The sequence below is a fragment of the Rhizobium sp. 0TCS1.26 genome (genome assembly GCF_050455525.1).
In the GTDB taxonomy this organism is placed as follows: Bacteria; Pseudomonadota; Alphaproteobacteria; order Rhizobiales; family Rhizobiaceae; genus Neorhizobium.
Genome location: NZ_JBCIYV010000001.1, coordinates 997229 through 1023368 on the forward strand (window position 1 = coordinate 997229; position 26140 = coordinate 1023368).

A 26140-nucleotide genomic window follows, 5' to 3' on the forward strand; every position below is an offset into this window, starting at 1 on the left:
GGTCATCGTGACCGATAGCCAGACCGAGCCTGCCACCACCCGCCGCTCTCCCCAGCCCCTGATGCGCCTGATGCCCTATGTGCTGCGCTACAAGTCGATGGTGGCTGCGGCCGTCTTCTTCCTGGCGATGGCGGCCGGCACGACGCTGGTGTTGCCGCTCGCCGTCAGGCGGATGATCGACCACGGCTTCGTGGCAGCCGACGGCGCCTTCATCAACAGCTATTTCGGCATGCTGATGGTTCTGGCCGTGCTGCTCGCGGTCTCCAGTGCCATGCGCTACTTCTACGTCATCACCATCGGCGAACGGGTTGTCGCCGACCTGCGGCGGGAGGTCTTCAACCGCGTCACCTCGCTGTCGCCGGCCTTCTTCGACGTCAACCAGTCCGGCGAGATCGTTTCGCGGCTGACGGCCGATACGACGCAGATCAAGTCGGCCTTCGGCTCGGCCGCCTCGCAGGCGCTGCGCAACGTCATTCTCTGTTTCGGCGCCATGGGCATGATGATCCTCACCAGCCCGAAACTGTCGGCGCTGGTGCTGGCGGCAATCCCGCTCATCGTCTTCCCGCTCGTCGGCTTCGGCCGCTCCGTGCGCCGCCGCGCCCGGGCCGCACAGGATACGCTTGCCGCAACCTCAGCCTTCGCCTCGGAGACCATCGCCGCGACGCGCACCGTACAGGCCTTCGGCGCCGAGACGGCCGCCGGCAACCGCTATGGCGCGACTGTCGAAGCGACCTACGGCGCAGCCCGCTCGGCCATCCGTTCCCGCGCACTGCTGACCGGCTTTGCCATCCTGATGGTGTTCGGCAGCATCGTCTGCGTGCTGTGGTATGGAGCCCAGAGCGTGCTGAACGGCACGATCAGCGCTGGAACGCTCAGCCAGTTCGTTCTCTATTCGGTGATCGCCGCGAGCTCGCTCGGCCAGCTTTCGGAGGTCTGGGGTGAACTTTCGCAGGCCGGCGGCGCCGCCGAACGACTGACCGAACTGCTGCGCGAAGTCCCGGCGATCCGCGATCCGGAACATCCGGTCGCCCTCCCCTCGCCGGTCCGCGGCGAAGTGGAGTTCGATCAGGTCTCCTTCGCCTATCCGAGCCGCGTCAGCACCGTCACGGTCGACAACCTGTCCTTCCGTGTCAGCCCCGGCGAGATGGTGGCCGTCGTCGGCCCGTCCGGGGCCGGCAAGAGCACACTGCTGTCGCTCTTGATGCGCTTCTATGATCCCTCGAGCGGAGCGGTCCGTCTCGACGGCGTTGACCTTCGCCAGGCAAGGCTTGCCGAACTGCGTTCGCGCCTGGCGATCGTGCCCCAGGACGTGACGATCTTTGCCGCCTCGATCCATGACAACATCGCATTCGGCCGGCCGGATGCCAGCCGCGAAACTGTACGCCAGGCGGCGATTGCAGCCCAGGCCGACGAGTTCATCGCCCGCCTCGAGAATGGGTACGAGACGATGGCCGGCGAGCGCGGCATCACCCTCTCCGGCGGCCAGCGGCAGCGCATCGCGATTGCCCGGGCGATCCTCAAGAACGCCCCGGTCCTGCTGCTCGACGAAGCGACGTCGGCGCTGGATGCGGAAAGCGAGACGCTGGTGCAGACGGCGCTGGATGGGCTGATGAAGGACCGCACGACGATCGTCATCGCCCACCGGCTGGCGACCGTGCTCAAGGCAAACCGCATCCTGGTGATGCAGGATGGCCGCATCGTCGAGGAAGGCACGCACCAGCAGCTGGTGGCCAAGGGCGGCCTCTATGCCGGCCTGGCACGGCTACAGTTCGAGGTCGGCGCGCAGGGGTTTCTTGCAGCCCAGTAGGAGGCCGGGACGCGGTTTGATGCCTGTCTGAGGGAAGGTCCGATCTCGTGATAAGGCGCACGGACCAATCTTGCCGGGCGCGAAACGATTGCAAGACTGTTGGCTCGCCTCAGGGCACAAGGCGGTAGCGCCTACCGCTCCGTCAGCTTCAGCTCGATGCGTCGGTTCTGCGAACGGACCGCCGGCGTGTCACCGGCCGTCAATGGCTGGAATTCGCCGAAGCCCGCAGCCACCAGACGGTTCGCCTGCACGCCCTTGGAAATCAGGTACTTGACCACCGAGGTCGCACGCGCCGAGGACAGCTCCCAGTTGTCGCGGTAGCGTCCGGTACCGGCCAGCGGCGCGTTGTCCGTGTGCCCGTCGACGCGCAGCACCCAGTTGATCTCCGGCGGGATCTCCTGCGCCAGCTCGATGATCGCCGCCGCCAGCTTGTCCATCTCGGCGTAGCCGGCCTGGTCAAGATCGGCGCCGCCGACCGGAAACAGCACTTCCGACTGGAAGACGAATCGGTCGCCGACGATGCGGATGTTTTCGCGGTCCGACAGAATTTCGCGCAGTCGTCCGAAGAAGTCCGAGCGGTAGCGGTTGAGCTCCTGCACGCGCTGCGCAAGCGCCACGTTCAGCCGCCGTCCGAGGTCGGAAATCTTTGCCTGCGACGACTGGTCCTTGGCCTCTGAAGCCTGGAGCGCCGCCTCGACGGCCGCGATCTGGGCGCGCAGAGCGGCGATCTGCTGGTTGAGCAGTTCGACCTGGCTCATCGCTCTGGCGCTTGCCTGCTGTTCCTGGCTCAACTGCTCTGTGAGGTTGCCTATCCGGCTGGTGGCGGCATCGTTCGAGCCTGCGCCACGGTCGAGGAGCGACTGCAGCCGCGACCGCTCGCTCTCCGACTGCGACAGCGATGCCTGGAGGTTGGCCAGCGTATCCTCGACGTCCTGCCGGCCGCCCTTCTCCAGCGCCAGCAGTTCGGTCAGTTCGGCGATCTGGCTGTTCAGCCGGTTCAGCACCTCGTCCCGACCGGTGATCTCGCGGCCCAGGATGAACTGCGCCAGCACGAACACGGTCAGCAGGAACATGATGGCGAGAAGCAGCGTCGACAGCGCGTCGACGAAGCCTGGCCAGTAGTCGATGCTGCGCTCCCGGCGGCGATTGCGGCTGAGCGCCATGGTCTACTTGCCCCCGATCTTGTCGGAAAGCCGGTCGAGCGTCCGGCGCATGGCCTTTGACTCTTCCTGCTGCGCCTCGATCCAGTCCCGCAGCATCTGCTGCTCGTTGCGCATGTTCTTGACGAGGCCCTGGATGCCTTCCGCAAGATTGCTCATGGCTGCAAGAGAACGTTCGGTCTGGCCGGCATCCGCCTTGCCCTGCAGAGCAACCAGCTTGCGCAGCTGTTCCGTCACACGCCGCAGCTCGTCGCTCGAACTGCCGCCTTCGACGACCGATTCAGCCCGCTGCTCGTCGACTTCGGTGACCGAAGACAGCCAGTTCTCGAGTTCGGTATAGAACCGGTTCTGGGCGCGGCCCGCCTGCAGATCGAGAAAGCCGAGGATCAAAGATCCGGAGAGACCGAGAAGCGACGACGAGAAAGCCGTTCCCATGCCGGCGAGCGGCGCAGTCAGGCCGCTTTTCAGCGTGTTCAGCACGTCGCTGCCATTGCCGGAATTGGGATCCAGACCCTGGATCACCTCGCTGATCGAGCCGATGGTGCCGATGAGGCCCCAGAAGGTGCCGAGCAGACCGAGGAATACCAGGAGGCCGATCAGGTAACGGGAGATGTCGCGCGATTCGTCGAGCCGCGTGCCGATCGAATCGAGGATCGACCGCAGGACGGAGGCCGACAGCGCCACCTTCTGACGGCGTCCCAGCAGCGCGCGCATCGGCGCAAGCAGCTTCGGTTCGCGCCCGACCCGGTCGGCGCTTCCCGCTGCCCGGAAGGAATTGAACCAGCGGACTTCCGGAATGAGGCTGATGACCTGGGTGAAGATCAGCATGATACCGATCGCCAGAACCCCGAGGATCAGGCCGTTAAGGCCCGGATTGGTCATGAAGGCGGTATGCGCCTGCCGGTAGAGGATTGCGGCGATGAAGGCGATGATGATCAGGAAGATCACCATCGTCCACAAGAAGGGCACGGGGTTCGAAAGCTTGTACCCAAGACTGCGGGGAGCATATTCCGAACCGTTCACGTCCCCGAGGGTATCATTCGCCATGTTGCACGCAACCTCCGTACCATAAGTGGCCGGAGGCTAGTTCAAAAATGAGACGAATTGAAGTGACGGCGGCCCGGAAAACAAAGAGTTTTCAGCGGGCGCGCGAAATGCCGCGACCAGACCCGCTCAGCGCGAAGGCACGGGCCGGTTGGCGACCTCGAGCAGCTGCTTGTGAATGAGTTCGTTGCCGGCGACGACGCTTCCCTGCTCGAAGATGTCGGTGCCGCCCTTCATGTCGCTGGCAAAGCCGCCGGCTTCACGGATGAGGATGAGGCCTGCCGCCATGTCCCAGGGCGACAGCTCCACTTCCCAGAAGCCGTCGATGCGACCGGCGGCGACATAGGCGAGATCGAGCGCTGCGGCGCCGAAGCGACGGATGCCGGCGACTTCGCCCATCACATGGCGCAGCTCCACCAGGAACTTGCCGTGATTGCCGCGGCCGAGATGCGGCGCGCCGCAGCCGATGACGCAATCGGACAGCACGCGACGGGCAGCAACGCGGATGCGGCGATCGTTCATGAATGCCCCGCCGCCCTTTTCGGCGGTGAACAGCTCGTCGGTCGCCGGATTGAAGATCACCCCTGCAACCACTTCGCCGTTGCGCTCCAGCGCGATCGACACCGCAAATTGCGGAATGCCGTGCAGGAAGTTGGTGGTGCCGTCGAGAGGATCGACGATCCAGCGGTGCGCGCCATCGGTCCCCTTCTCCTCGCCGCCCTCCTCGCCGATGAAGCCGTAGGTCGGCCGCGCCTTCAGCAGCTCGTCACGGACGATCTTTTCCGCCTTGAGATCGGCTTGCGAGACGAAGTCGCTCGGGCCCTTAACCGAAACCTGCAGGTTCTGCACTTCGCCGAAATCGCGCGACAGCGACTTGCCGGCCTTGAGCGCAGCCTGAACCATGACGTTGAGAAGAGCGGAGCGAGCCATCGAAGGATCCTTGGGGGTATAGGGCGGGTGTCCCCGATCAGCAGGGACGCGGTACTTCCGGTTTTTCGTGATTAGCGGCGTTCACAACCACAAAACCGCTGATAATTCAAGTCTGGCGGCATTCGGCACCGTCAGAACGCTCGGGTTGCCGGACGATCAGCCGCGTCGAAACTTGTTGGCGAGATCGATGGCCTGCTTCTGCTGCTCTTCCTCGATGCCGAGGTAGAAGTCCTCGAGCGCCGGATCCGCCAGCCCGGCGCGGCGTGACAGCACGTACCACTTGGCGGCCTCGACCGGGTTCGGTCGCGTCCCGAGCGCATTGATATAGAGATGCGCGAGCTTGTTCTGCGCCACGACATTCCCGCGCAGGGCGGCGATCCGCAGCCATTCAAAGCCCTTTTCGTAGTCGCGTTCGCCGCCGACGCCGTTGACGTACCAAATGCCCATGTCGAGCTGGGCGGTATCGAAGCCCGCCTTGGCCGCCCGCAACAGCCACTCGCGCGCCTTCGCCTTCTTCTCCGCCGGCAGGTCGCCGATGGAGACGTAAAGCTGGGCAACCGCATACTGGGCGTCGGAGATGCCTTGCTCGGCGGATTTTTCGTAGAAGGGGAGAGACAGCCTCAAGCCCTTCTCGCCGGGATTGTCGGCAATCAGGATCTGCGCAAGGTTGAATTGCGCCGACGCGTTGCCGGCTTCCGCCGCGCGCCGCATGTAATCGTCGGCCTTGCTCTTGTCGCGCGTAACGTCGCGCCCCTGCATCAGCAGCAGGGCATACTGGAACATCGCCGCCGGATCACCGCGTTCAGCCGCCTGGCCGTACCAGAAGGCGGCATCCTTGGAACTGTGCGCGATACCGAGGCCGCGCGACATCATTTCCGCGACAAGCGTCTGGGCCGCGGCGTCGCCCGCCTGTGCGCGCGGCAACGCCTTTTCCAGCGCCGTCACATAGAGCCCGCGCTGATAGGCGCCGTAGGCGTCGTCGATCGGCCCGCTATACGGCTTTTCGGGTGGCAGCGGCGGCAGCGTCGAGCCCATGCGCTGGTAAAGCGTCACCCCGCTCGAAGGGTAAGGATCGTTCTCGCCGGGCCGGCTGCCCTTGTCGTCTGCGGTCCCTGGCGACGGCTTGTTGTCCTTGCGGATGGTCCCGGCATTCGGATCGACAGGTCGCGTCAGCGCCCGCTGCGAGCCTTGCGCCGATGCCGGCTTCACACCGGAAAACGGCAGGGCCAGCGCCGCAAGAGCGAGCGAGGAAACAAGGACAAGGTTTGACGAGCGACGCATAGCGACCTTCAAGCGTCAAACCGTGGCGCTTTTTCGTCCAAGATGGCGTTGACCTCTGCGACGGCTGCGGCACAGCCTGCAGGGCTGTCGAAGACGGCCAGCCGAAGTGCAACGAATTCGGCGCCGGTCTCGGCAACGGCGAGCACCGAAGCGATGTCGGTACCACCCATGACGATGCACGGGATCTCGACCATCGACGCCCACCATTCGCCAAGTGCGACGTTCTTGGGATGCGCCTCAGGCTTGATGTCACCGTCGAGCTTGCCGAAGAACACGTAGTCCGGCCGCAGTTCGCCGATTTCCAGCGCCGTGTGCCGCTCGGCCACCGCGCCGACACCGACGATCAGCTTCGGCGAGAACTTGCCGATTGCCTCGCCGAGCTCCTCGGCCGTTCCGACGATGTGCAGCCCGTCGGCCTTCGCTCGCCCGGCGACGCGGGTATCGCCGGCAACCAGCGCTGCAGCTTCGGCGGCTTGGATCAGCGGCACCAGGCGTTCGGCGCGCGTCTGGAACGCCGAATCGTTCATGCCGTATTGCGGCAGGATCACAGAGGCGACATCGCCGCCGCGCAGCGCATGTTCAACGGCTTCGGCAGCCTTGTCGTCGTCCTCGATATCGGGAACGATCAGCACCAGTCGGCAGCGGTTGTCGGCATAAGTCATTCTCAATCCCATCTGGCAGTCGTGCCCCGCGGGGCCGTAGTCGGGTCGCCCGGTTCTCTCCGGATCGACGATATAGCAGAGGCTTCTCCGCAGATCAGATCCTCGCCGCATGTGAAATGCAAGTTGATCCGCATCCGGGCTCGTCTTCGCCTCGGAAGTTCGATAGACCCATGAAGCATTTTGATCAACATTTGCTGTTTCATGCTTGGCTTTGCCCTCCCCGATCCGATCTTCTTTGCCGCCGCCATCCCCGCAGTCGCACTTGTCGGCCTGTCGAAGGGCGGACTGGGTGGCGCATTCGCACTGATCGGCGTGCCGCTTCTGGCGCTCGTCGTCAGCCCGATCGATGCCGCGGCGATCTTCCTGCCGATCCTCATCGTCATGGACGTTGTCGCTTTATATGCCTGGCGCAAGTTCAACGACCGCAAGCTGCTGCTGATGTTCCTGCCCGGCGGCATGATCGGCGTGGCGCTCGGCTGGGCGACCTCCGCGCTCGTTCCGCCGGATGCGCTGCGCTTCGTCATCGCCCTGTCGATGATCATTTTCGCCGGCCGCTACTTCTACCAGACCTATGGCCCGCGCGCCCGGGAACCGATTGTTCCAGCGGGCCACCGCTGGGGGCCGGCGATGTTCTGGGGAACGCTGTGCGGCTACGGCAGTTTCGTCGCCCATGCCGGCGGGCCGCCGTTCCAGATCTACGCTCTGCCCATGAAGCTCGATCCGAAGAACTATACGGGCGCCAGCGTCCGCTTCTTCGCACTGGTCAACGCCATCAAGATCATCCCCTACGTGGCGCTCGGGGCTCTCGATACCCGCAATCTCGCGACCTCCATCACGCTTCTTCCGGTCGCCCTCGTCACCACCATGGCCGGCGCCTTCATCGTCAAGCGCATGAAGCCCGACGCCTTCTATCCGCTTGCCTATGGGCTGGGCTTGCTGGCATCGATCAAGCTTCTGTGGGACGCGCTGCCGTTCTAAACAGTATTCCTGACGAAGCCGAAGCATAAGCCAACAATTCAACTTGCCGGAATTCTGACGTTCGCGTAGGTTAACCCTCATGTCGACGCCTGATCCATTTGCCGCCATCTCTGATCCCAACCGGCGTCATCTGCTGGAAGAACTGAGGCGTTCGCCGCGGACCGTCAATCAGTTGGCGGAAGGACTGCCGATCAGCCGACCGGCGGTCTCGCAGCATCTCAAGGCGCTGCTGGACAGTAATCTCGTGACCGTTACCTCCGAAGGCACCCGGCGCATCTATGCGATCAACGCTAAAGGCTTCCGGAAGCTTAACCTGTGGATCGACCAGTTCTGGCAGTGATGTGCTTTGCACTGCGTTGGCGACGGTAAGCGAGAATGCAGCGTGGAAGACGCGCGTGACCGGGATCGAACGCCGGCCCGCATCGAACGCTCGATTGACTTCGTGATATCCACGGTTTGCGATGCATGACGGTGGTCTGGCTTGGTAAGTTTGAGCTCCGCTGGGACACACGGCGGCGATCCGGGACGCCGGTCATCCACCGCGCCGGAGCGACCGACCGCTGTAAAACCGTCAGAAAATCTGCTGGTAAACAGAAGGTTTTGCCTCATCGGCTGACCGCGCAACATCGGATGCACTGCCAGTCGTGGGACCCGATGCACGGCTGCGACGTGGTCGGCCGGCACAACCGGGCCTGTCTTGAACAACAGGCCCATCAGAGATTTGCGGAAATCGATTATGCAGCAGTCGGCTGAACGCCAGGATCTGCTGGTGTGGCCGCCGCCGGGCGCGGTACGCTTGCCCAGGGGCGACGGCCAGGTGCTATGACAAACTCATAGCGCTCGTGAAAGAAATCAGTGGCTGGTCGTGTTGCGAAGACGCGTCAACTCATCCTTGAGGCGGAGCTTGCGGCGTTTCACCTCGGCAATCTGGTGGTCGTCGGAAGAGGGAGAGGCAATGATGTCTTGAAGCTCCTCGTCGAGAGCGCCATGCTTCTTTTCAAGCGATGCGATATGAGCCTGGATGGTCATGTGGCACGTCCTTCCTTGTTCTCCTGCCACCAGCTCGCCGTGAGCCGATGGCATCAGGTTTGCGAAGGAAGTGTGACACGGCCTCGCATCGTTGTCGAAGGCGAAATCGTGTTTTCTCGGGGGCAAATTCATGATTGTGCTAATATAGGGGCAGCGCCCCCTGCTGCCCGTCTCCGCCCCGCGTCTCGCCGAACGGCTGAAGCCGGCTTGACGGCATTGGCGACTTGCGCCGCCGGCATTAATCCTGTGGTGATCGGGCGCGCCGGATATTTGGCGATCGGCGGTCTAGTCGTTTTGAAGCTTTGATGCTAGGAGCTTGACCGGCATTCCCCGGCGCGACAAAGACCGGAACGAAGAGTGGGGACAGAATACATGGCCGATCAGGAACAGGCGGATGTCAGGTTGGCGCTGGCGCGGTTGCGTCAGGAGCACGAGGATTATGACGCTGCCATCAATGCCATGATCGCCACCGGGTGCGAGGCACTGCGCATTCAGCGCATGAAGAAGAAGAAGCTCGCCATCAAGGACCGGATGAGCCAGATCGAAGACCAGATCATTCCCGACATCATCGCGTGACGACGGAGGACGCAAGCGTGCCGCAGGAGAGACCGCCGGTAGCCATCATCATGGGAAGCCAGTCCGACTGGGAGACCATGAAGAACGCCGCCGACACGCTGGACGCCCTGGATGTCGGCTATGAGGCGCGGATCGTTTCCGCCCATCGCACGCCCGAGCGGATGTTCGCCTTTGCCAAAGGCGCCCGCGACGAAGGCTTCCAGATCATCATCGCCGGGGCCGGCGGCGCCGCCCATCTGCCGGGCATGGTGGCAGCTCTGACCCCGCTTCCGGTGTTCGGCGTGCCGGTCCAGTCGAAGACCATGTCGGGTACCGACAGTCTCTATTCAATCGTCCAGATGCCGGCCGGCATTCCCGTCGGAACACTGGCGATTGGCCGTGCAGGCGCCGTCAATGCCGCCCTGCTCGCGGCCGCCGTGCTGGCGCTGTCGGACGACGACCTCGCCGACCGGCTCGACGAGTACCGCACCCGCCAGACCGCATCCGTTGCAGATTATCCCATCGACGAGGCGCCATGACGCTCCCCACAATCGGCATCATCGGCGGCGGCCAGCTCGGCCGCATGCTGGCGATGGCAGCCGCCCGCCTCAACTTCCGGACCATCATCCTCGAGCCGCAGGCGGATTGTCCCGCTGCCCAGGTCGCCAACCGGCAGATCGTCGCGGCCTATGACGATCCCGCCGCACTCGACGAACTGGCTGCCGCCTGCGACGTCGTGACGTATGAATTCGAGAACGTGCCGGTGAGCGCCGCAGAGCGGCTGGCTGCCTCCCGCCCCGTCTATCCGCCACCGAAGGCGCTCAACGTGGCCCAGGACCGGTTGACCGAAAAGCGCTTCCTCAACGGCTGCGGCATCGAGACCGCCGGTTTCCGTGCCGTCGACAGCCAGGCCGATCTTGCGGCGGCACTCGCCGACTTCGGCGGCAAGGGCGTCCTGAAGACCCGCCGCATGGGCTACGACGGCAAGGGCCAGCGGGTCTTCCGCTCGGCCGACGAGGATGCGAGCGGCGCCTTCGACGCGATGGGCGGCGTGCCGCTGATTCTCGAAAGCTTCGTCGCCTTCGAGCGCGAAGTCTCGGTGATCGCGGCGCGCGCCATTGATGGAACGGTCGTCTGTTTCGACGTCGCCGAAAACGTCCACCGCAACGGCATCCTGCACACCTCCACCCTGCCGGCCCGCATTTCCGACGAAACTGCCCGGACGGCACGCGAGGCGGCATCGAAACTGCTTGCTGCACTCGACTATGTCGGCGTCATCGGCATGGAGTTCTTCGTCATGGCCGACGGCGGGCTGATTGCCAACGAGATCGCTCCGCGTGTCCACAATTCCGGCCACTGGACGGAGGCCGCATGCGTCATCTCGCAGTTCGAGCAGCACATCCGCGCCGTCGCCGGACTGCCGCTCGGCGACCCTGCCAGGCACTCCGATTGCGTGATGACCAACCTCATCGGCGACGATATCGACAGCCTGCCGCACTGGCTGGCGCAGCCGCGGACGCTTGTCCATCTCTATGGCAAGCGCGACGCGCGCCCCGGCCGCAAGATGGGCCATGTGACGCAGCTTTTGCGGTGAAATGCCTGCGTAGCCGGGCCTCCCGCGGTTGACAGGCATAGGGTGAACCTGTATCAGCCTCCCATCCTTAAGAGCGCGCCCCGTGGCGTGCTTTTGATTGTCAGAGACACGACGGCCGCAAACGGCCTGAAATACGCGGACCAGTACAATGAAGATCAAGAACTCGCTCAAAGCGCTCAAGGCCCGTCACCGCGATAACCGTCTGGTTCGCCGCAAGGGCCGCGTCTACATCATCAACAAGGCCAACCCGCGCTTCAAGGCTCGTCAGGGCTGATTGCGGTCGCCGGTCTTCCGGCACCGGATCACGTTTTCGAAACGTGTGATTTTCGGATTGATCTTCGGCGCAGGCGGATTACCTATTCCGCATGCGCCTTTTTCGTTTCGCCGGTCTGATTCTCCCATCTCTGCTCGCCCTGCCCGCCCTGGCGCAGGAGCAAGATCTGACGACCGGGCCAAGCGCTCCGCCCTCGGAGGCCATGGCGCCAGGGTCGACATCGCCGCAGGCCACCACCGCAAAGCTGCTCGATTCGCTGAAACGCGAGCGTGATCCGGACAAGGCGCGCTCCCTTGCCAGCCTGTTGCTGTCCGGCTGGAACGACTCAGGCAGCGCGACGGTCAACCTCCTGATGCAGTGGGCCGCCAAATCGGTGGCCGAGAAGAAGAACGCCGCGGCGCTCGATTTCCTCGACCGCGTCACCCTGCTCGATCCCGATTATGTCGAGGGCTGGAACAAGCGGGCGACCCTCCACTATGCGATGGGCGATCCGCGCAAGTCGATGTCCGACATCCAGCAGGTTCTGCAGCGCGAGCCCAACCATTTCGCCGCCATCGCCGGCATGGCCACCATCCTTACTGAAAGCGGCGAGGACGAACTGGCACTGAAAGCCTGGGAGCGATTCCTGGCGATCTATCCGGCGGAGCGCGACGCCCAGGAAAACATGACCAAGCTTTCCGAGAAACTGGCCGGCAACCGCACCTGAGGCATTCTTCCTGTCATACGTTCTCGTCATCCTCATCCTTCTCGCAAGCCTCCTCGCCGGCGCCTTCGGCTTCACCGCCTGGCAGGCGCATGTGATCGAGGAACGCTTCCCCAATATCGGCACGCAGATCGATATCGGGGGCTACCGGCTGAACGCGCTGCACGTGCCCGCCGGCCCGGACGCCGACCTGCCGCCGATCGTCTTCATTCATGGCGCCAGCGGCAACCTGCGGGACCAGCAGGCAGCCTTCCTGGACCCGCTGAAGGGTCGCGCCGAAATGCTGTTCGTCGATCGCCCGGGGCACGGCTATTCGGAGCGCGGCGGGCCTGAGAACGGCTACCCGGACGGACAGGCGGCTGCGATCGCGGCGCTGATGGGCAAGCTCGGCATGTCGAAGGCGATCATCGTCGCCCACTCGTTCGGCGGCGCAGTCGCCGCGAGCTTTGCCCTTCTCCACCCGGACAGGACGATCGGCACGCTGTTCCTGTCGCCCGCCACGCATCCGTGGCCGGGCGGCATCGCCTGGCATTACAGCGTGACGGCAGCCCCGGTGATCGGATGGCTGTTCAGCCACACGCTGGTGATGCCGGCCGGCCTGACGCTGATCGACACGGCGACGAAGGCCGTCTTCGCGCCCAACCTGCCCCGCAAGACCTATCTGGAAGACGGCGCCCCTGCCCTGGTGCTGCGACCGGACGAGTTTCGTAACAACGCCATCGACGTGAACAATCTGCTCGCCTACGTGACGCGCATCTCGCCCCGCTACACGGAGATCGAGACGCCCGCCGTGATCATCACCGGCGACCGCGACACGATCGTGCTCCCGCAGATCCATTCCGTCGGCCTGAAGCGCGATATCGCAAATTCGGAATTGGTCTGGCTGAAAGGCGTCGGTCACAAGACCGACTACGTGGCGACCGATCTTGCGATCGCAGCCATCGAGAAGCTGTCCGGCAAGGAGCGCGACCTGCAGGCGATGGCGCTCAAGGTCGACGAACGCGTGGCCGCGGAGAACGCATCGGCGGCCGGGCCGGACAGCGTCCAGCCATAGCAACCACATCAGCTCGAATGGAAAAGCCGCACCGTGTGTCCACGGCGCGGCTGAATATCTCGCAGAAAATTGCGCGCCGGCTCAGACGCCCGATTGGCCGTCCGGGCCGATATAGGCGATGCGCAGCATGTTGGTGGCGCCCGGCGTGCCGAGCGGAACACCGGCAGAGATGATGATCCGGTCGCCGGGCTTTCCGAAACCTTCAGAGGCGACGATGCGGCAGGCCTTGTTGACCATGTCGTCCATATCCGTCGGCTCCTGCGCCACGACGCAGTGCATGCCCCAACAGACCGACAGACGGCGGGCCGTCTGGACGATGGGCGACAGCGCGATGATCGGCACCTGCGGACGCTCGCGGGCGGCGCGCAGGCCGGTGGTGCCCGACGAAGTGTAGGTGACGATGGCCGACAGCTTCAGCGTTTCGGCAATCTGGCGCGCGGCAAGCGAGATGGCGTCGGCGCCGGTAGCTTCCGGCTGCGGACGCTGTGCGTAGATGATGTTGGAGTAGTAGGGATCCTTCTCGACCGTGCTGGCGATCGACGCCATGGTCGATACCGCTTCCACGGGATACTGGCCGGACGCCGATTCGGCCGAGAGCATGATCGCGTCAGCACCTTCAAAGACGGCCGTGGCGACGTCGGACACTTCGGCGCGCGTCGGAACGGCGGCGGTGATCATCGATTCCAGCATCTGGGTCGCAACGACGACCGGCTTGCCGGCGCGGCGGCAGGCGCGCGTCAGCTGCTTCTGCAGGCCGGGAACCGCTTCGAGCGGCATCTCGACGCCCAGATCGCCGCGCGCCACCATCAGCGCGTCGGAAAGCTCGATGATTTCCTCGATCCGCTCGATCGCCTGGGGCTTCTCGATCTTCGACATCAGGCCGACCCGGCCCTTGGAAATCTTGCGAACTTCGGCCAGATCCTCCGGCCGCTGGACGAACGACAGCGCCACCCAGTCGACTTCTTCCGTGGCCAGAACGGCGTCGAGATCAAGCCGGTCCTTGTCGGTCAGCACGCCGACGGCGAGCAGCGTGTCGGGCAGGCTGACGCCCTTGCGATCGGAGATCGAGGTACCGGACACGACGGTGCAGACGATGCTCGTGCCGTCGCACTGCACGGCGCGCAGCGCCAGCTTGCCGTCGTCGATCAGCAGCCGGTCGCCCGGCTTTACCGCTTCGAGAATTTCCGGATGCGGCAGGTAGACGCGGTTTGCGTCACCCGGCTCCTGGTTGTTGTCGAGTGTGAAGGTCTGGCCGGGCTGCAGCGTCACCTTGGTCTCGGCAAACTTGCCCACCCGCAGCTTTGGGCCCTGCAGGTCGGCGAGGATGCCGATCGGCCGGCCGCAGCGGGCTTCGACCGCACGGATGCGCTGGATCAGCATGCGCATGACGTCATGGCTTGCATGGCTCATGTTGATGCGGAAGAGATCGGCGCCAGCCTGGTGCAGCTTCTCGATCATCGCCTCCTCGGACGAGGCGGGCCCGAGCGTTGCGAGGATCTTCACTTTGCGATTGCGCTTCATCAGTTCTGGCCTTCTTGCGTCCCGGGTGTGTCCGACAGCTGGACCATCCAGCTTCCCTGACGACCCGTGTCATATTCCTTGAAACCCATGCGCTGATGGCCGCGGGCAAAGCAGTCGTCGACGCCGGTGATCTTGAACTCGTTTTCGGCCACGCACATGTTGACGTCGCCGGTCCAGCGGCCGCCGCGCGCGGCGTCTTCCGCATAGAGATAGTAGTACCGCGACTGCAGCTCGCCCTCGATCAGGGTCGCGCAGCTGGATGCAGGCACCTGCCACCAGCCCTCCGACACCCAGCCTTCGCTGGCGCGATAGCCGATGGCCACGCCGACGAGGTTTTGCGTGCCGTTGCAGACACGAAAATCGGCATGCGCCATGGTGGCGAAGGAGAGGACGGGAAAGCTCACCATCGCAAACGCGATCGATGGCAGCACTCTCGGCGAGAGAAGGGACAATAGTCTTTTCGACACGGCTTCCGTTGGGACTCCATGAGAGATCATGAGCACTGTCTTGACCCCGCGCCATCTGAAAGTCAATGAAATCTAATCGATTATAATCGGTTGCTGACCGGTTGACTTCAGTTGAACCACGCTTGCGCCCCAGCCTTTCGGTATGCGAACACAGGCGAGCAAGCAGAGGGGTCCGACACGTGGATGGCATGCAGGTTTTCAGTTCACACGAGGTGATACCCGGTCTTTATGACAAAGGCATGGTCCTGCTGGCCGACCACGCGATGAACCGGCTGCCGCCGGGCTATGGATCCCTCGGGCTGGACGACAGCGCCTTCCGTCGCCACATCGCCTACGACATCGGCGTCGAAGATCTCACCCGGCAGCTCGCCGCGCGTCTCAAGGTTCCAGCCGTCCTGTCCTGCTTCTCGCGGCTGCTGATCGACCCCAATCGCGGCGAAGACGACCCGACGCTGATCATGAGGATATCCGACGGCGCCATCATTCCCGGTAATCATCCGATCACCGAGGAGGAGTGGCAGCACCGGCTGGACACCTACCACCGCCCCTATCATCACGCGGTGGCCGATCAGATCGCCGACGTCAGCGAGGCATCCGGCAAGGCGCCACTGGTCCTGTCGCTGCATTCCTATACGCCTGCCTGGAAGGGCATTGCCCGGCCCTGGCATGCAGCGGTGCTGTGGGATGCCGATGCCCGCGCCGTGGAGCCACTTCTCGACCTGCTTCGGCAACCGGGGGATCTGCTGATCGGCGACAACGAACCCTATGACGGGGCGCTGAAGAACGATACCATGTACCGTCATTGCATGATGACCGGCCTTCCGCACGCTCTTCTGGAGGTGCGGCAGGACCTGATCGGCGATGCCGACGGTGTGGCGGCCTGGGCCGACCGGCTGGCGCCCATCTTCGAGCAGTTGAATGCCGATCCGGCGCTGCACGAGGTTCGCCGCTTTCCCTCGCGGACCGGCGCCTACCCGTCTCCCGCAGACTGACACAAGGAGAAGACCATGAGCGAACTGACCGAGCAGCAGCGCCAGGCGTTCGAAGCGGCCGCCTTCCGCCGTCTCGTCGAGCATCTGCAGGCGCGCACCGACGTCCAGAACATCGACCTGATGAACCTTGCCGGATTTTGCCGCAACTGCCTGTCCAACTGGTATCGCGAGGCGGCGGAGCAATCCGGCGTCCCGCTGAGCAAGGACGCATCCCGCGAAATCGTCTACGGCATGCCCTACGAGGAGTGGAAGACCCATCACCAGCCGGACGCAAACGACGCTCAAAAAGCCGCATTCGCCGACAACAACCCGCACAAATGAGGCCTCCCTTTCGCGAAACGCCTTGACCTCGCCGACGCTTCACGGCAGGTGACACCACCACTGAATTTGCCCAAAGAGACAGGAGCCCCCGATGTCTGATGCTCATGGCGTCGCCCGCGATCAACTCCGCGCTTTTGTCGAGCGCATCGAACGACTGGAAGAAGAAAAGAAGACCATCGCCGACGACATCAAGGACGTCTACGGCGAAGCCAAATCGATGGGCTTCGACACCAAGATCCTCAAGAAGGTCATCGCCCTGCGCAAGAAGGACGAGCAGGAGCGGATGGAAGAGGACCTGATCCTCGACACCTATCTGCAGGCGCTCGGCATGATTGCCGCACCGGCCGACGAAGCGGCCTGATCAACCGGACCGACAAAGACGACAATGAAAAACCCGCCGGATCGCTCCGGCGGGTTTCTTATTTCTTCATGTCCATGGTCCGGGTGGCGGATGCCTCAGGGCTTGACCTGATTGGCGCCGCTGAAGCGGTTCGGATCGATTGCCACGGCGGCCGAGACCGGCTTGAACCCGCCGCCATAGCCAGTCGTCACTTCACTGTTGAAGGCGCGCGCAACCAGCCGCGGTGCCTTCATCGAGGCCGCAGTATCCGTGCGGTTGGTCGCGACAGCCCACTGGCTGAGCACGTCGCCGGTCAGGACCTTGGTATCCGGGTTGGCCGGGCGTCCGCCGAGCTTGGAGACGGCGCCACCCTTCACCACCTTCGTCGGCTGGCTGGCAGGCGCGGTGCGCTTGGGCATGTCGAACCCGTCGTTGAAGACGCGCGCATTGTTGTCGACGGTTGCCGGCGATGCCAGCGCCACCTGTTGAGGCCGGGCGATAGGCGTCGCCGCATAGGCGGTCGCCGTCTGCGGCTCGGCACTGCGCGCCAACTCGGCAATCAGTTCGGGCGTCAGATCCTGCTGGGCAGTGACGGGAGCCGGAGTTGCAGTGGCGACTGCCACATGCGGCGCGACCGCGGGTCTTTCAGCCAAGGGTGCCGCGGCAGCAACCTGGACCGGTGCCGCGAGCGCCGCCTGCGGACGCTGTGCCGGAACCGGAACGCTGGCGAGAAGCACTTCTCCAGTGGTCTCGGTACCCAGCGACGCGATCATCGCCGAGGATGGCTCCGCATCGCCCTTCAGCCCGCGTGGACCAAGCAGCGTCGGCACCGGAATTTTCATGCTCGCCAGATCGACGAAGCTTTCGCCCTCGGGAACAGGCCGGGCAAGCGGCGTCACCGGTGTGGTCGGCATCACAGCCTGCATGGCTTCCTGCGCGGCATTGCGCTGCGGCGAATAGAGAGCGTTGGCGAGCCCGCCGGTTGCAGCGTCGTCGCGGAAGGCAGGTCGCGTTTGCGGGACCGGAGCAGCGATTTCAGGCGCGGCCGTCAGTTCGGCTCTGGGCGGCGCGGCGGCGGCCACCATGACCGGGGCTGCGGCCTCTTCCGAGTCCTCGGCGACAGGCGCGCGGGTAGCCGGGCGCTGCGGCACGTTGGACGGGGCGGCGATGGCATCGGCGTCTTCGTCCTCGTCGCCATTGTTGCCGAAGAGCATGGCAAACAGGTTGCTCGGCTTCTTCTGCGAGCTCGACGACGGAGCGCCTCCGGCCGTGCTGGCGATCTGGATCGAATCGGCGCCGACGCGGCGCTTGTAATCGGCAACAGCCTGTTCGTAGCCCGGCAGCGGCTTGCCATCGGCCGGCAGGTGCATGGTGTTGCCGTTCGGGAAGATCCGCACCAGTTCCTGGCGCGACATCCGCGGCCAGGCGCGGACGCTGCCGACATCGAGATGCACGAAGGGCGAGCCGGAGGTCGGATAGAAGCCGACGCCGCCGACCTGCAGCCGCATGGCGGTCTCGCGCAGCGTTGCAAGCTTCACGCCTGGGATGAAGAAGTCCATCGCCTTGCCGAGCATGTGCTGGGAATTCTTGGCGACACCCTTGGTGCGCGAACGAAGCGCGCCGTTGGTGGTCGGAGAACGATAGGCGGAGACGACGTGGATGTAGTCGCTGGCGCCGACGCGCCGATACACTTCCCAGACGAGGTCGAACAGCCGCGGATCCATCCGGGTCGGCTCGTTGCGACGCCAGTCGCGCAGGAAGCGGTTGATTTCCTGCAGACCCTTCTGGTCGTAGCGGCCGTTCCGCTTGAAGGTGATCTGGGCGCGCTCGCCAGTATGCACGAAATAGAGCTTGAGACTGCGCGTTTCGCCGGCAGCAGAAGCCGATCCGGCAGGAACGCCGATCATCGTCGCGCATAGCGCCAGGGAAACCAAAGCGGCCGTGGCGCGTTTCACGAGCGAGGCTATGAAGCCGCTCGCCGTGCGCCGTCCGTTGTCACCCGAAGGCGTTGAATCTGCATACTGATATAGCAAGACTTTCCCCGTCCGACAGGCAACATCCGGTGCTGCCTCACATGACCGTGAATTGCGGTGACACGATGGCAAATGTGCCACACATGCACAAGCACTTCTTTCATAGTCAACAAATGCCTACTGAAAGGTTGACGGAAAGTAACCTAGCATAGTCGCCGGGAATTGCACAGACAGACATGAGGTCAGGGGTTCGGAGGCGACGTCGGCTTCACGCCGCCTCTTTCAAAGGGTCGTCGGGGTCAATCCCGTAATCCTTGAGTTTGCGATAGAGCGTCGAGCGGCCGATACCGAGCTTGCGCGCCACCTGGCTCATCTGGCCGCGGTAGAATTTCAGCGCGAATCGGATCAGTTCTTCCTCGACATCGGCAAGCTTGCGGACCTCGCCGGCATCATTGGTGCTGACGATGACGTTTTCCGGGCCGTTGAACATCATCTGCGAGCGGGCCGATTCGGAACGTGCTGCGCGCAGCAGGTCCGACATTTCCCGTTGTTCCGCCTCGTCGGAAGACTGCGGTTCGGAAGCGGCGGGCACGGGCGCAGTCGCCAGCAGTTCGAGCGACTGGTAATCCGGAACCTGCGCGGCGATCTGCGGGAAATCCCGTTCCGTCAGTTCGGGACCTTCGGCAAGCACGACGGCGCGGAACACCGCATTCTCCAACTGGCGGATATTGCCGGGCCAGTCGTAGGCGGTGAGCAGTGCCATGGCGCCTGCACCGACCTGCAGCGGACGCTCGAGCTTCTGCTCGGCGGAAAAGCGTTCCGTGAACACCCGTGCCAGATGCGGGATGTCTTCCTTGCGGCGACGCAGCGCCGGGATGGTGATGGGAAACACGTTGAGCCGATAATAGAGGTCTTCGCGGAACCGACCGGCGCGAACTTCCTCGATCAGATCCTTGTTGGTGGCCGAGATCAGCCGCACGTCGACCTTCTGCACCTTACCGGCGCCTACCGTCTCGATCTCGCCCTGCTGCACGGCACGCAGCAGCTTCACCTGGACGTCGAGGGGCAGATCGCCGATCTCGTCGAGGAACAGCGTGCCGCCGTCGGCCTCCATGAACTTGCCCGTATGGCGATCGGTGGCGCCGGTGAACGCGCCCTTCTCGTGGCCGAACAGGATGCTTTCGACGAGGTTTGCCGGGATGGCACCGCAGTTGACGGTGATGAACGGCTTGTTGGCGCGGTCGCCGCCGGCCTGGACGGCGCGCGCGACCATTTCCTTGCCGACGCCCGATTCGCCTTCGAGCACGACCGGAATGTTGGACTGCGCCGCGCGATGAGCAAGATCGATGACGCGCAGCATGTCGGGGCTGGCCGAGACGATGTCGCCGAAGCTGACGCTGGCGCCTTTCGTCTTGCGCACCGAGCGCACCTTGTTCTCGCGGTTGTCGAGCTTCAGAGCATTGGCGATGGAGGCGGCGATACGCTCGGGCGACACGGGCTTGACGACGAAATCGAAGGCGCCGGCGCGCATCGCTTGGACGACGGTCTCGATACCGCCTTGCCCGGTCTGCACGATGACGGGCGTATCGATGCCCAGTTCGGCTGCCGCCTGGAGGAATCCGAGGCCGTCGAGTTCCGGCATCATCAGGTCGAGCACGATTACGTTGAACTGCCGGCGGTTACGCTTGAGGAACTCGAGCGCGATGCGGCCGTTCTCGGCCACATGCGCAACATGGCCGTGACGTTCCACGGCATTCTTCAACAGGCGACGCTGGACGGGATCGTCATCGACAACAAGAATATGGGCCGTCATGTCTGCTCCGTACTTCAGTACCGTGTCCCACTGCGGGACCCATGGCACCGGTTGTCTCAGATGGGGTTAAACATCCCGTTCTGAGAAACACTTGCATTTTAACCGTTAGCCGTGAAAACAACCTGTTCGCTTCGAATTGCGTCAACGACGACGACAGAACCTCGATGGGAGACCGATCTTGACCGCTTCAACCACACTCCTCCACCATCGCGCCGATCGTCAGCGTCTACTGTCGGCCGCCGATGCGGCAAGTGCCTCCACCGCCGATGCGGCGCTTGGCCAACTACCCGTCTGGCGGCTCGAGGATCTCTACCCATCGAAGGACAGCGACACGTTCCGCAGCGACCTATCGAAAGCCTTCGACTTGGCGAAAGCATTCGAGACGCGCTGGAAGGGCAGGCTTGCCGAGGCGGCATCGAAGACCGCAGACGAGGGTCTGGGCGCAGCGATCGCCGACTACGAGGCGATCGACGACCTCGTCGGCCGGATCGGCTCGTTCGCCGGCCTCACCTATTTCTCCGACACGTCCAGTCCGGCAAACGGCAAGTTCTACGGCGACGTGCAGTCGAAGCTGACCGATCTGTCGGCGCATCTGCTGTTCTTCGCGCTGGAACTCAACCGCATCGAGGATGACGTAATCGATGCCAGCCTCTCGGCCGATCCTCGCACCGCGCATTACGGGCCGTGGATCCTCGACCTGCGCAAGGACAAGCCGTATCAACTGGACGACAGGCTGGAGCAGCTGTTCCTCGAAAAGTCGATGACCAGTGCTGCGGCTTTCAACCGGCTGTTCGACGAGACGATGGCCGGGGTGCGCTTTGAGGTGAACGGCGAAACGCTGCCGCTGGAGCGGACGCTGAGCCTGCTGCAGGAACCGGAGGAAGAGACGCGCCGGGTGGCGGCGCAGGCGCTCTCCAAGACGTTCGGCGAAAACCTCCGGGTGTTCACCCTGATCACCAACACGCTCGCCAAGGACAAGGAAATCGCGGACCGCTGGCGCGGGTTCGAAGACATCGCCGATTCACGCCATCTCGCCAACCGCGTCGAGCGGCAGGTGGTGGATGCGCTGGCAGCTGCCGTCAAGCAGGCCTATCCGCGGCTGTCGCATCGCTACTATGCGATGAAGGCAAAGTGGCTCGGAATGGAGCAGATGAATTTCTGGGACCGCAACGCGCCGCTGCCGGAGACGCCGAAGGCGCTGATTCCCTGGGACCAGGCGAGAGACACCGTGCTGTCCGCCTATGCAGGCTTCGCACCCGAGATGGCCGATATCGCCCGGCGCTTCTTCGACGAGCAGTGGATCGATGCGCCGGCGCGTCAGGGCAAGGCACCGGGTGCCTTCGCCCATCCGACGGTGCCTTCGGCACACCCTTATGTGCTGGTGAACTATCTCGGCAAGCCGCGCGACGTGATGACGCTTGCCCACGAACTTGGCCACGGCGTGCACCAGGTGCTGGCCGGGGGTCAGGGGGCGTTGATGTGCCAGACTCCGCTGACGCTGGCGGAGACGGCCTCGGTGTTCGGCGAGATGCTGACCTTCCGGGCGCTGCTGGAAAGGACCACCGACCGGCGCGAGCGAAAGGCGATGCTCGCCCAGAAGGTCGAGGACATGATCAACACCGTGGTCCGCCAGATCGCTTTCTACGATTTCGAGCGAAAGCTGCACACTGCCCGCAAGGACGGCGAACTGACATCGGAGCAGATCGGCGAGCTGTGGCTGTCGGTGCAGGATGAGAGCCTCGGGCCGTCGATCCGCATCTCGGAAGGCTACGAGAGCTGGTGGACCTACATCCCCCACTTCATCCACTCCCCCTTCTATGTCTATGCCTATGCCTTTGGCGATTGCCTGGTGAACTCGCTCTATGCCGTCTACCAGAACGCCGACAGCGGCTTCCAGCAGAAGTATTTCGAGCTTCTGAAGGCCGGCGGCACCAAGCATCACTCGGAGCTTCTGAAACCTTTCGGCCTCGACGCCACCGACCCGTCCTTCTGGGACAAGGGCCTGTCGATGATCGAGGGCCTGATCGACGAGCTGGAGGCACTCGACAAGGCTTGATAGCCGGTAGCCATGAGGCTTGAAGGCCGCGGCAGATCGCTTCTCCCCGCCGGCGGGGAGAAGCTGGCGGCAGCCGGATGAGGGGCAGCCGCAACCCGAGAACACCATGCAAGACCACCAGCCCTACGCGCTCTTTCGCGACGACCGAAGCGGCCGGAGCCTCGTCTTCGACAAACCGCGGGAAATTGTCCTTGCGCGGACCGCTAACGAGGTGCTGCCGGCGATCGAACGGCTGGAGGCAGCGCGCCGCTCCGGCTGCTGGCTGGCCGGCTATCTGTCCTATGAGGCGGGCCATATCTACGAAGACAAGCTGCGGCATCTGATCGTCGACAACCGCGACACGCCGCTCGTCTGCATGGGGATCTTCGAGAGGCCGCCCGCCGAGGATCATCCCCTCGCCGCTCCGTCTCCAGCGGATGCCGCGCATCCGGCCTGTCTCACCGACGCCGCTCCTGCCTGGGACTTCGAGGCCTACCGGCAGCGGTTCGACCGGCTGCACGACCATCTGCGGCGCGGCGACTGCTACCAGGCGAACCTGACGATGCCGATCACCGCAAGCTGGTCGGGCGATCCTCAGGCACTGTTTCATTCCCTGGTCGCCCGCCAGCCGGTCCGCTACGGCGCGCTGGTCGATCTCGGCGGCCCAGTTATCCTGTCGCGGTCGCCCGAGCTGTTCTTCGCAGTCGATGTCGACGGCTTCATCGAGACCCATCCGATGAAAGGCACGGCGGCCCGCGGCAGTGGTCCCGACGAGGACGCCGGGATCATCGCGTCTATGCTGACCGACGAGAAGACGCTCGCCGAGAACCGGATGATCGTCGACCTGTTGCGGAATGACGTCTCCGTCATCAGCGAGGTGGGCAGCCTGTCCGTCCCTAAACTGTTCGAGATCGAGACTTACCCGACCGTCCACCAGATGGTCAGCCACGTGCGGGCAAGACTCATGCCGCAGATCGGGCTGCCGGACATCCTTGCCGCCCTCTTCCCCTGCGGCTCGATCACCGGCGCGCCGAAAATGTGGGCGATGCGCATCCTCGGCGAGTTGGAGACCGGGCCCCGGGGCGTCTACTGCGGCGCCATAGGCTGGTGCGATCCGGCCGGCCCGATGCGTTTTTCGGTGGCCATCCGCACGCTGACCCTTTTCAACGATGGTCGCGCGGTTTTCAATGTCGGCGGCGGTATCGTCTTCGATTCGAAGGCACAGGCGGAATATGAAGAATGTCTCCTCAAGGCGCGGTTCGCAGTAGGCCAGGCAAGCAGTTGGCAGATTTCCTGCTGATCGAGACCATGCGCTGGGAGCCGCAAGACGGTTTCCTGCGACTGGAGCAGCATATGCGCCGGCTCGCCCGCTCGGCCGATGCGCTGGGTTTCCGCCAGCCAGTGGATGCGGCGGAACAGCTAGCGATCGTGGCGAGCGGCGACACGCCTTTGCGCGTCCGCCTGACGATGACCTTCCGCGGGAAGGTCGAGGTGACGGCAACGCCCTTCGTGGCGGAAGAGCCCGGCCGCGTGTGGCGGCTGCGCATCGCCCGGCAGCGGCTGGCCTCCGACGACAGCCTGTTTCGCCACAAGACGACGCGCCGCGAGCCCTACGACGCTGCCCGCGGCGAGTTCGGCAAGGACGAGGCCGACGAGGTCCTGCTGCTCAACGAGCGCGGCGAACTCTGCGAAGGCACGATCACCAACCTGTTCGTGCAAGCCGAGGATGGACAGCTTCTGACGCCGCCGCTCAGTTGCGGATTGCTGCCGGGCGTGCTGCGGGCGGACCTCATCCGCGAGCGCCGGGCACGATCGGAAGTGCTGAAACCCGCCGACCTCATCGGCCGGCAGGTCTTCGTCGGCAATTCGCTGCGCGGTCTTATTCTGGCGGCCCTCGCCGAACCGGACTGACCGACCACGCATGGCGCCCTACTGTTCGCGATAGAGGATCATGCCGCCGTGGTGCAGCACGCCGTCGATGAACTCGCCGTCGGCGGTGAAGCCGGTGTCGTCCCAGTAGTCGATGTGGTTGCCGGTCACGGCGTAGCGCCCCTGGTAGGCGCTCTGCCGGTTGCCACGCGCCTCGTCGTAGCGTCCGGTCGCCAGAAGGTCGTGACGGACATGCCCGTCTTCGGTCACCCACAGCCCGACATAGGGATGGCTGGGCGCCTGGGTTTCGGTGTGGACTTGAGCGGTCATGGGTGCCTCTGCATGGGAAAGCTGGGTAAAGACTGCGCCCAGCGACGCAGATCCGGTAATGATGGCGGCGACGATGATCAGCAGGGGCTGGCTCATGGCGCGCTCCCCTCGGCTGGATTTGCGGCGGCGTCGCGCCGCTCGGCAAACAGCTTCGACAGCGCCTGCGAGGCGGCGATCGCCTTCGGGAAGCCGGCCGGGACGGTCACCATGTAGATGACCTCCTTGAGCTCTTCCTGCGGCACCCCGATGTTCAGCGCGTAGCCGGCATGCACCGTCATGAGGGCTGTCTCGCCGATAGCCGCGAAGGCAGCGACCGCCGCCAGCTGTCGGGTCCGGTCGTCGATGCCCGGCCGCGACCAGACGTCGCCGAGCGCATAGGCTTCGGTCGCCTCGGCCAGGAACGGGAACTCGCGGCGCATGCCTTCAAGGGTCGGCTGCGCCATGCCGTTGTTGAGGTTGCGGATCACCGCAGCACCCCGTTCCCGCCGCTCTTCGACGGTCTGGGCCGCTGCCGCATCCGGCGTCAGGCTGAGAAACGCAGCGGCGCTCGCCGCTGTCAGGTTGGATCGGATCTGCTGGAGCATGCTAGCCTCCTGTGTGGTTCAATCCTCAGTACTGCGACCGCACCGGTCGAACGACGATCTCGCTGACGTCGACATCGTCCGGCTGCTCGATGGCAAAGCGGACGGCGCGGCCGATGGCGTCAGGCTTCAGGGCAATCGCCCGGTAGCTCTTCATGCCTTCGGCAGCCGCCGGATCGGTGATCGTGTCGGCGAGTTCGCTTTCCACGACGCCCGGATGGATGCAGGTGACGCGGATGTCCTGGCGCTCCTGCCGCAAGCCGTCCGAGATCGCCCGCACGGCGTACTTGGTCGCGCAGTAGACGGCGGCGGTCGGCGAGACGCTGAGCGCGCCGACGGATGCGATGTTGATGATGTGGCCGGACCCGCGCGCGGTCATCTCCGGCAGGACGGCGGCAATGCCGTAGAGCACGCCCTTGATGTTGACGTCGACCATGCGGTCCCATTCGTCGACCTTCAGCGACGCCATCGGCGACAGCGGCATGACGCCGGCATTGTTGACGATCACGTCGACGCGTCCGAATTCCTGACGTGCGGCTTCGACGAAGGCGCAGACGTCGGCGTGATCCGTGACGTCGAGGCTGCGGGTCTGCACCGTGCCGCCTGCGGCGCGGATCTCTTCCGCCAGCGCTTCAAGCCGATCGGTGCGGCGCGCGCCAAGCACGACGGTCATGCCGGCCCCAGCCAGTTCGCGTGCGATCCCGGCGCCGATGCCGCTCGATGCGCCGGTGATGAGAACGATCTTTTCCATGACGTATTCCTTCCACTGTCCCGCGTCTTTGCGGTTGATCGGAAGATAGACCTCGGCCATTGTCGCGATAAGCCAT

General features: G+C 64.3%; 27 protein-coding genes and 3 pseudogenes. 16 read left to right on the top strand and 14 right to left on the bottom strand.

All coding sequences use genetic code 11. From position 1 onward, the window contains the following. Positions 1-7: 7 nt before the first annotated feature. Positions 8-1807, top strand: a complete 1800-nt coding sequence (locus tag AAIH46_RS04940) for an ABC transporter transmembrane domain-containing protein (RefSeq protein WP_430304503.1) — start codon at positions 8-10, stop codon at positions 1805-1807. A gap of 131 nt (positions 1808-1938) precedes the next feature. On the opposite strand, the gene AAIH46_RS04945 is transcribed toward AAIH46_RS04940, so the two are convergent. From AAIH46_RS04945 to AAIH46_RS04965, 5 genes are all read right to left on the bottom strand, one after another. Next, on the bottom strand, positions 1939-2970 hold the full coding sequence (locus tag AAIH46_RS04945; protein WP_430304504.1) for a peptidoglycan -binding protein: 1032 nt from the start codon (positions 2968-2970) through the stop codon (positions 1939-1941). Positions 2971-2973: 3 nt separating this feature from the next. Beyond that, on the bottom strand, positions 2974-4014 hold the full coding sequence (locus AAIH46_RS04950) for a flagellar motor protein MotA (protein ID WP_430304505.1): 1041 nt from the start codon (positions 4012-4014) through the stop codon (positions 2974-2976). Between the two features lie 126 nt (positions 4015-4140). Beyond that, positions 4141-4941 (bottom strand): inositol monophosphatase family protein, encoded by an 801-nt coding sequence (locus AAIH46_RS04955; RefSeq protein ID WP_430304506.1) that lies wholly within the window; start codon positions 4939-4941, stop codon positions 4141-4143. A 156-nt stretch (positions 4942-5097) separates the two neighbouring features. Beyond that, a complete protein-coding gene (locus AAIH46_RS04960; RefSeq protein ID WP_430304507.1) occupies positions 5098-6234 on the bottom strand; it encodes a tetratricopeptide repeat protein in 1137 nt (378 codons plus the stop codon). Beyond that, positions 6231-6884, bottom strand: coding sequence for a thiamine phosphate synthase (locus AAIH46_RS04965; protein WP_430304509.1), 654 nt, complete (start codon positions 6882-6884; stop codon positions 6231-6233). The genes AAIH46_RS04960 and AAIH46_RS04965 overlap by 4 nt, the downstream gene beginning before the upstream one ends. Before the next feature lie 201 nt (positions 6885-7085). Here AAIH46_RS04965 and AAIH46_RS04970 point away from each other — a divergent pair, with 201 nt between their 5' ends. From AAIH46_RS04970 to AAIH46_RS04980, 3 genes are all read left to right on the top strand, one after another. Then, complete coding sequence (locus tag AAIH46_RS04970; protein ID WP_430304510.1) at positions 7086-7862, top strand: sulfite exporter TauE/SafE family protein; 777 nt, start codon at positions 7086-7088, stop codon at positions 7860-7862. Positions 7863-7941: 79 nt separating this feature from the next. Beyond that, positions 7942-8202, top strand: a complete 261-nt coding sequence (locus AAIH46_RS04975) for an ArsR/SmtB family transcription factor (protein WP_430304511.1) — start codon at positions 7942-7944, stop codon at positions 8200-8202. A gap of 125 nt (positions 8203-8327) precedes the next feature. Next, a complete protein-coding gene (locus tag AAIH46_RS04980; RefSeq protein ID WP_430304512.1) occupies positions 8328-8615 on the top strand; it encodes a hypothetical protein in 288 nt (95 codons plus the stop codon). Between the two features lie 99 nt (positions 8616-8714). On the opposite strand, the gene AAIH46_RS04985 is transcribed toward AAIH46_RS04980, so the two are convergent. Continuing rightward, positions 8715-8891, bottom strand: coding sequence for a YdcH family protein (locus AAIH46_RS04985; RefSeq protein WP_430304513.1), 177 nt, complete (start codon positions 8889-8891; stop codon positions 8715-8717). Positions 8892-9263: 372 nt separating this feature from the next. On the opposite strand from AAIH46_RS04985, the gene AAIH46_RS04990 reads away from it, so the two are divergent. The 6 genes from AAIH46_RS04990 to AAIH46_RS05015 all read left to right on the top strand — a co-directional run bounded on the left by AAIH46_RS04990 (position 9264) and on the right by AAIH46_RS05015 (position 13071). After that, complete coding sequence (locus AAIH46_RS04990; RefSeq protein ID WP_430304514.1) at positions 9264-9467, top strand: YdcH family protein; 204 nt, start codon at positions 9264-9266, stop codon at positions 9465-9467. A gap of 50 nt (positions 9468-9517) precedes the next feature. Next, positions 9518-9985 (top strand): 5-(carboxyamino)imidazole ribonucleotide mutase, encoded by a 468-nt coding sequence (gene purE, locus AAIH46_RS04995; protein ID WP_430305002.1) that lies wholly within the window; start codon positions 9518-9520, stop codon positions 9983-9985. Further along, complete coding sequence (locus tag AAIH46_RS05000) at positions 9982-11040, top strand: 5-(carboxyamino)imidazole ribonucleotide synthase (protein WP_430304515.1); 1059 nt, start codon at positions 9982-9984, stop codon at positions 11038-11040. The genes purE and AAIH46_RS05000 overlap by 4 nt, the downstream gene beginning before the upstream one ends. 148 nt (positions 11041-11188) lie before the next feature. Further along, complete coding sequence (ykgO, locus tag AAIH46_RS05005; protein ID WP_062279996.1) at positions 11189-11314, top strand: type B 50S ribosomal protein L36; 126 nt, start codon at positions 11189-11191, stop codon at positions 11312-11314. A 91-nt stretch (positions 11315-11405) separates the two neighbouring features. Further along, positions 11406-12020 (top strand): hypothetical protein, encoded by a 615-nt coding sequence (locus AAIH46_RS05010; protein WP_430304517.1) that lies wholly within the window; start codon positions 11406-11408, stop codon positions 12018-12020. A 10-nt stretch (positions 12021-12030) separates the two neighbouring features. Continuing rightward, complete coding sequence (locus AAIH46_RS05015) at positions 12031-13071, top strand: alpha/beta fold hydrolase (protein ID WP_430305003.1); 1041 nt, start codon at positions 12031-12033, stop codon at positions 13069-13071. A gap of 81 nt (positions 13072-13152) precedes the next feature. Here the strand turns inward: AAIH46_RS05015 and pyk are convergent, their stop codons facing one another. Together pyk and AAIH46_RS05025 are read right to left on the bottom strand one after the other, a co-directional pair. Continuing rightward, positions 13153-14592 (bottom strand): pyruvate kinase, encoded by a 1440-nt coding sequence (gene pyk / locus AAIH46_RS05020; protein ID WP_430304519.1) that lies wholly within the window; start codon positions 14590-14592, stop codon positions 13153-13155. Continuing rightward, positions 14592-14966: pseudogene (locus AAIH46_RS05025) on the bottom strand (DUF1036 domain-containing protein); the annotation flags it as partial. The pseudogene AAIH46_RS05025 and the gene pyk, both read right to left, overlap by 1 nt. A 281-nt stretch (positions 14967-15247) precedes the next feature. Here AAIH46_RS05025 and AAIH46_RS05030 point away from each other — a divergent pair. The 3 genes from AAIH46_RS05030 (at position 15248) to AAIH46_RS05040 (ending at position 16733) form a co-directional block, all read left to right on the top strand. After that, a complete protein-coding gene (locus AAIH46_RS05030) occupies positions 15248-16051 on the top strand; it encodes an N-formylglutamate amidohydrolase (RefSeq protein ID WP_430304520.1) in 804 nt (267 codons plus the stop codon). A gap of 15 nt (positions 16052-16066) precedes the next feature. Next, positions 16067-16372 (top strand): DUF1244 domain-containing protein, encoded by a 306-nt coding sequence (locus AAIH46_RS05035; RefSeq protein WP_430304521.1) that lies wholly within the window; start codon positions 16067-16069, stop codon positions 16370-16372. 91 nt (positions 16373-16463) lie between these two features. After that, a complete protein-coding gene (locus AAIH46_RS05040; protein ID WP_430304522.1) occupies positions 16464-16733 on the top strand; it encodes a DUF2312 domain-containing protein in 270 nt (89 codons plus the stop codon). Positions 16734-16828: 95 nt separating this feature from the next. Here the strand turns inward: AAIH46_RS05040 and AAIH46_RS05045 are convergent, their stop codons facing one another. The 3 genes and pseudogenes from AAIH46_RS05045 to AAIH46_RS05055 all read right to left on the bottom strand — a co-directional run. Further along, complete coding sequence (locus tag AAIH46_RS05045) at positions 16829-18619, bottom strand: DUF882 domain-containing protein (RefSeq protein WP_430304523.1); 1791 nt, start codon at positions 18617-18619, stop codon at positions 16829-16831. 334 nt (positions 18620-18953) lie between these two features. Next, positions 18954-19160 (bottom strand): annotated as a pseudogene (locus tag AAIH46_RS05050) (helix-turn-helix domain-containing protein); the annotation flags it as partial. Positions 19161-19306: 146 nt separating this feature from the next. Next, a pseudogene (locus tag AAIH46_RS05055) lies at positions 19307-20498 on the bottom strand (sigma-54-dependent transcriptional regulator); the annotation flags it as partial. A 229-nt stretch (positions 20499-20727) separates the two neighbouring features. Here AAIH46_RS05055 and AAIH46_RS05060 point away from each other — a divergent pair. The 3 genes from AAIH46_RS05060 to AAIH46_RS05070 all read left to right on the top strand — a co-directional run bounded on the left by AAIH46_RS05060 (position 20728) and on the right by AAIH46_RS05070 (position 24444). Next, positions 20728-22554, top strand: a complete 1827-nt coding sequence (locus AAIH46_RS05060) for a M3 family oligoendopeptidase (RefSeq protein WP_430305004.1) — start codon at positions 20728-20730, stop codon at positions 22552-22554. 106 nt (positions 22555-22660) lie between these two features. Beyond that, positions 22661-23833 carry an aminodeoxychorismate synthase component I gene (locus AAIH46_RS05065; protein ID WP_430304524.1) on the top strand — a complete coding sequence of 391 codons (1173 nt, stop codon included), beginning with the start codon at positions 22661-22663 and terminating at the stop codon, positions 23831-23833. Continuing rightward, positions 23773-24444 (top strand): aminotransferase class IV family protein, encoded by a 672-nt coding sequence (locus tag AAIH46_RS05070; protein ID WP_430304525.1) that lies wholly within the window; start codon positions 23773-23775, stop codon positions 24442-24444. Before AAIH46_RS05065 ends, AAIH46_RS05070 begins: the two co-directional genes overlap by 61 nt. A gap of 18 nt (positions 24445-24462) precedes the next feature. On the opposite strand, the gene AAIH46_RS05075 is transcribed toward AAIH46_RS05070, so the two are convergent. From AAIH46_RS05075 to AAIH46_RS05085, 3 genes are all read right to left on the bottom strand, one after another. Next, entirely contained in the window at positions 24463-24732 is a 270-nt protein-coding gene (locus AAIH46_RS05075; RefSeq protein ID WP_430305005.1) for an Atu4866 domain-containing protein, read from the bottom strand. A 92-nt stretch (positions 24733-24824) separates the two neighbouring features. Continuing rightward, complete coding sequence (locus AAIH46_RS05080; RefSeq protein ID WP_430304526.1) at positions 24825-25316, bottom strand: carboxymuconolactone decarboxylase family protein; 492 nt, start codon at positions 25314-25316, stop codon at positions 24825-24827. Between the two features lie 25 nt (positions 25317-25341). After that, entirely contained in the window at positions 25342-26064 is a 723-nt protein-coding gene (locus AAIH46_RS05085; RefSeq protein WP_430304527.1) for an SDR family oxidoreductase, read from the bottom strand. Positions 26065-26140 lie beyond the last annotated feature (76 nt).

What these genes read in the sequence shown, in the direction of transcription:
- AAIH46_RS04945 (WP_430304504.1), bottom strand. Translation starts at nt 2,970, where the DNA reads ATGGCGCTCAGCCGCAATCGCCGCCGGGAGCGCAGCATCGACTACTGG.
- AAIH46_RS04950 (WP_430304505.1), bottom strand. Translation starts at nt 4,014, where the DNA reads ATGGCGAATGATACCCTCGGGGACGTGAACGGTTCGGAATATGCTCCC.
- AAIH46_RS04955 (WP_430304506.1), bottom strand. Translation starts at nt 4,941, where the DNA reads ATGGCTCGCTCCGCTCTTCTCAACGTCATGGTTCAGGCTGCGCTCAAG.
- AAIH46_RS04965 (WP_430304509.1), bottom strand. Translation starts at nt 6,884, where the DNA reads ATGACTTATGCCGACAACCGCTGCCGACTGGTGCTGATCGTTCCCGAT.
- AAIH46_RS04970 (WP_430304510.1), top strand. Translation starts at nt 7,086, where the DNA reads ATGCTTGGCTTTGCCCTCCCCGATCCGATCTTCTTTGCCGCCGCCATC.
- AAIH46_RS04975 (WP_430304511.1), top strand. Translation starts at nt 7,942, where the DNA reads ATGTCGACGCCTGATCCATTTGCCGCCATCTCTGATCCCAACCGGCGT.
- AAIH46_RS04980 (WP_430304512.1), top strand. Translation starts at nt 8,328, where the DNA reads ATGACGGTGGTCTGGCTTGGTAAGTTTGAGCTCCGCTGGGACACACGG.
- AAIH46_RS04985 (WP_430304513.1), bottom strand. Translation starts at nt 8,891, where the DNA reads ATGACCATCCAGGCTCATATCGCATCGCTTGAAAAGAAGCATGGCGCT.
- AAIH46_RS04990 (WP_430304514.1), top strand. Translation starts at nt 9,264, where the DNA reads ATGGCCGATCAGGAACAGGCGGATGTCAGGTTGGCGCTGGCGCGGTTG.
- purE (WP_430305002.1), top strand. Translation starts at nt 9,518, where the DNA reads ATGGGAAGCCAGTCCGACTGGGAGACCATGAAGAACGCCGCCGACACG.
- AAIH46_RS05000 (WP_430304515.1), top strand. Translation starts at nt 9,982, where the DNA reads ATGACGCTCCCCACAATCGGCATCATCGGCGGCGGCCAGCTCGGCCGC.
- ykgO (WP_062279996.1), top strand. Translation starts at nt 11,189, where the DNA reads ATGAAGATCAAGAACTCGCTCAAAGCGCTCAAGGCCCGTCACCGCGAT.
- AAIH46_RS05010 (WP_430304517.1), top strand. Translation starts at nt 11,406, where the DNA reads ATGCGCCTTTTTCGTTTCGCCGGTCTGATTCTCCCATCTCTGCTCGCC.
- pyk (WP_430304519.1), bottom strand. Translation starts at nt 14,592, where the DNA reads ATGAAGCGCAATCGCAAAGTGAAGATCCTCGCAACGCTCGGGCCCGCC.
- AAIH46_RS05030 (WP_430304520.1), top strand. Translation starts at nt 15,248, where the DNA reads ATGCAGGTTTTCAGTTCACACGAGGTGATACCCGGTCTTTATGACAAA.
- AAIH46_RS05035 (WP_430304521.1), top strand. Translation starts at nt 16,067, where the DNA reads ATGAGCGAACTGACCGAGCAGCAGCGCCAGGCGTTCGAAGCGGCCGCC.
- AAIH46_RS05040 (WP_430304522.1), top strand. Translation starts at nt 16,464, where the DNA reads ATGTCTGATGCTCATGGCGTCGCCCGCGATCAACTCCGCGCTTTTGTC.
- AAIH46_RS05045 (WP_430304523.1), bottom strand. Translation starts at nt 18,619, where the DNA reads ATGATCGGCGTTCCTGCCGGATCGGCTTCTGCTGCCGGCGAAACGCGC.
- AAIH46_RS05065 (WP_430304524.1), top strand. Translation starts at nt 22,661, where the DNA reads ATGCAAGACCACCAGCCCTACGCGCTCTTTCGCGACGACCGAAGCGGC.
- AAIH46_RS05070 (WP_430304525.1), top strand. Translation starts at nt 23,773, where the DNA reads ATGTCTCCTCAAGGCGCGGTTCGCAGTAGGCCAGGCAAGCAGTTGGCA.
- AAIH46_RS05075 (WP_430305005.1), bottom strand. Translation starts at nt 24,732, where the DNA reads ATGACCGCTCAAGTCCACACCGAAACCCAGGCGCCCAGCCATCCCTAT.
- AAIH46_RS05080 (WP_430304526.1), bottom strand. Translation starts at nt 25,316, where the DNA reads ATGCTCCAGCAGATCCGATCCAACCTGACAGCGGCGAGCGCCGCTGCG.
- AAIH46_RS05085 (WP_430304527.1), bottom strand. Translation starts at nt 26,064, where the DNA reads ATGGAAAAGATCGTTCTCATCACCGGCGCATCGAGCGGCATCGGCGCC.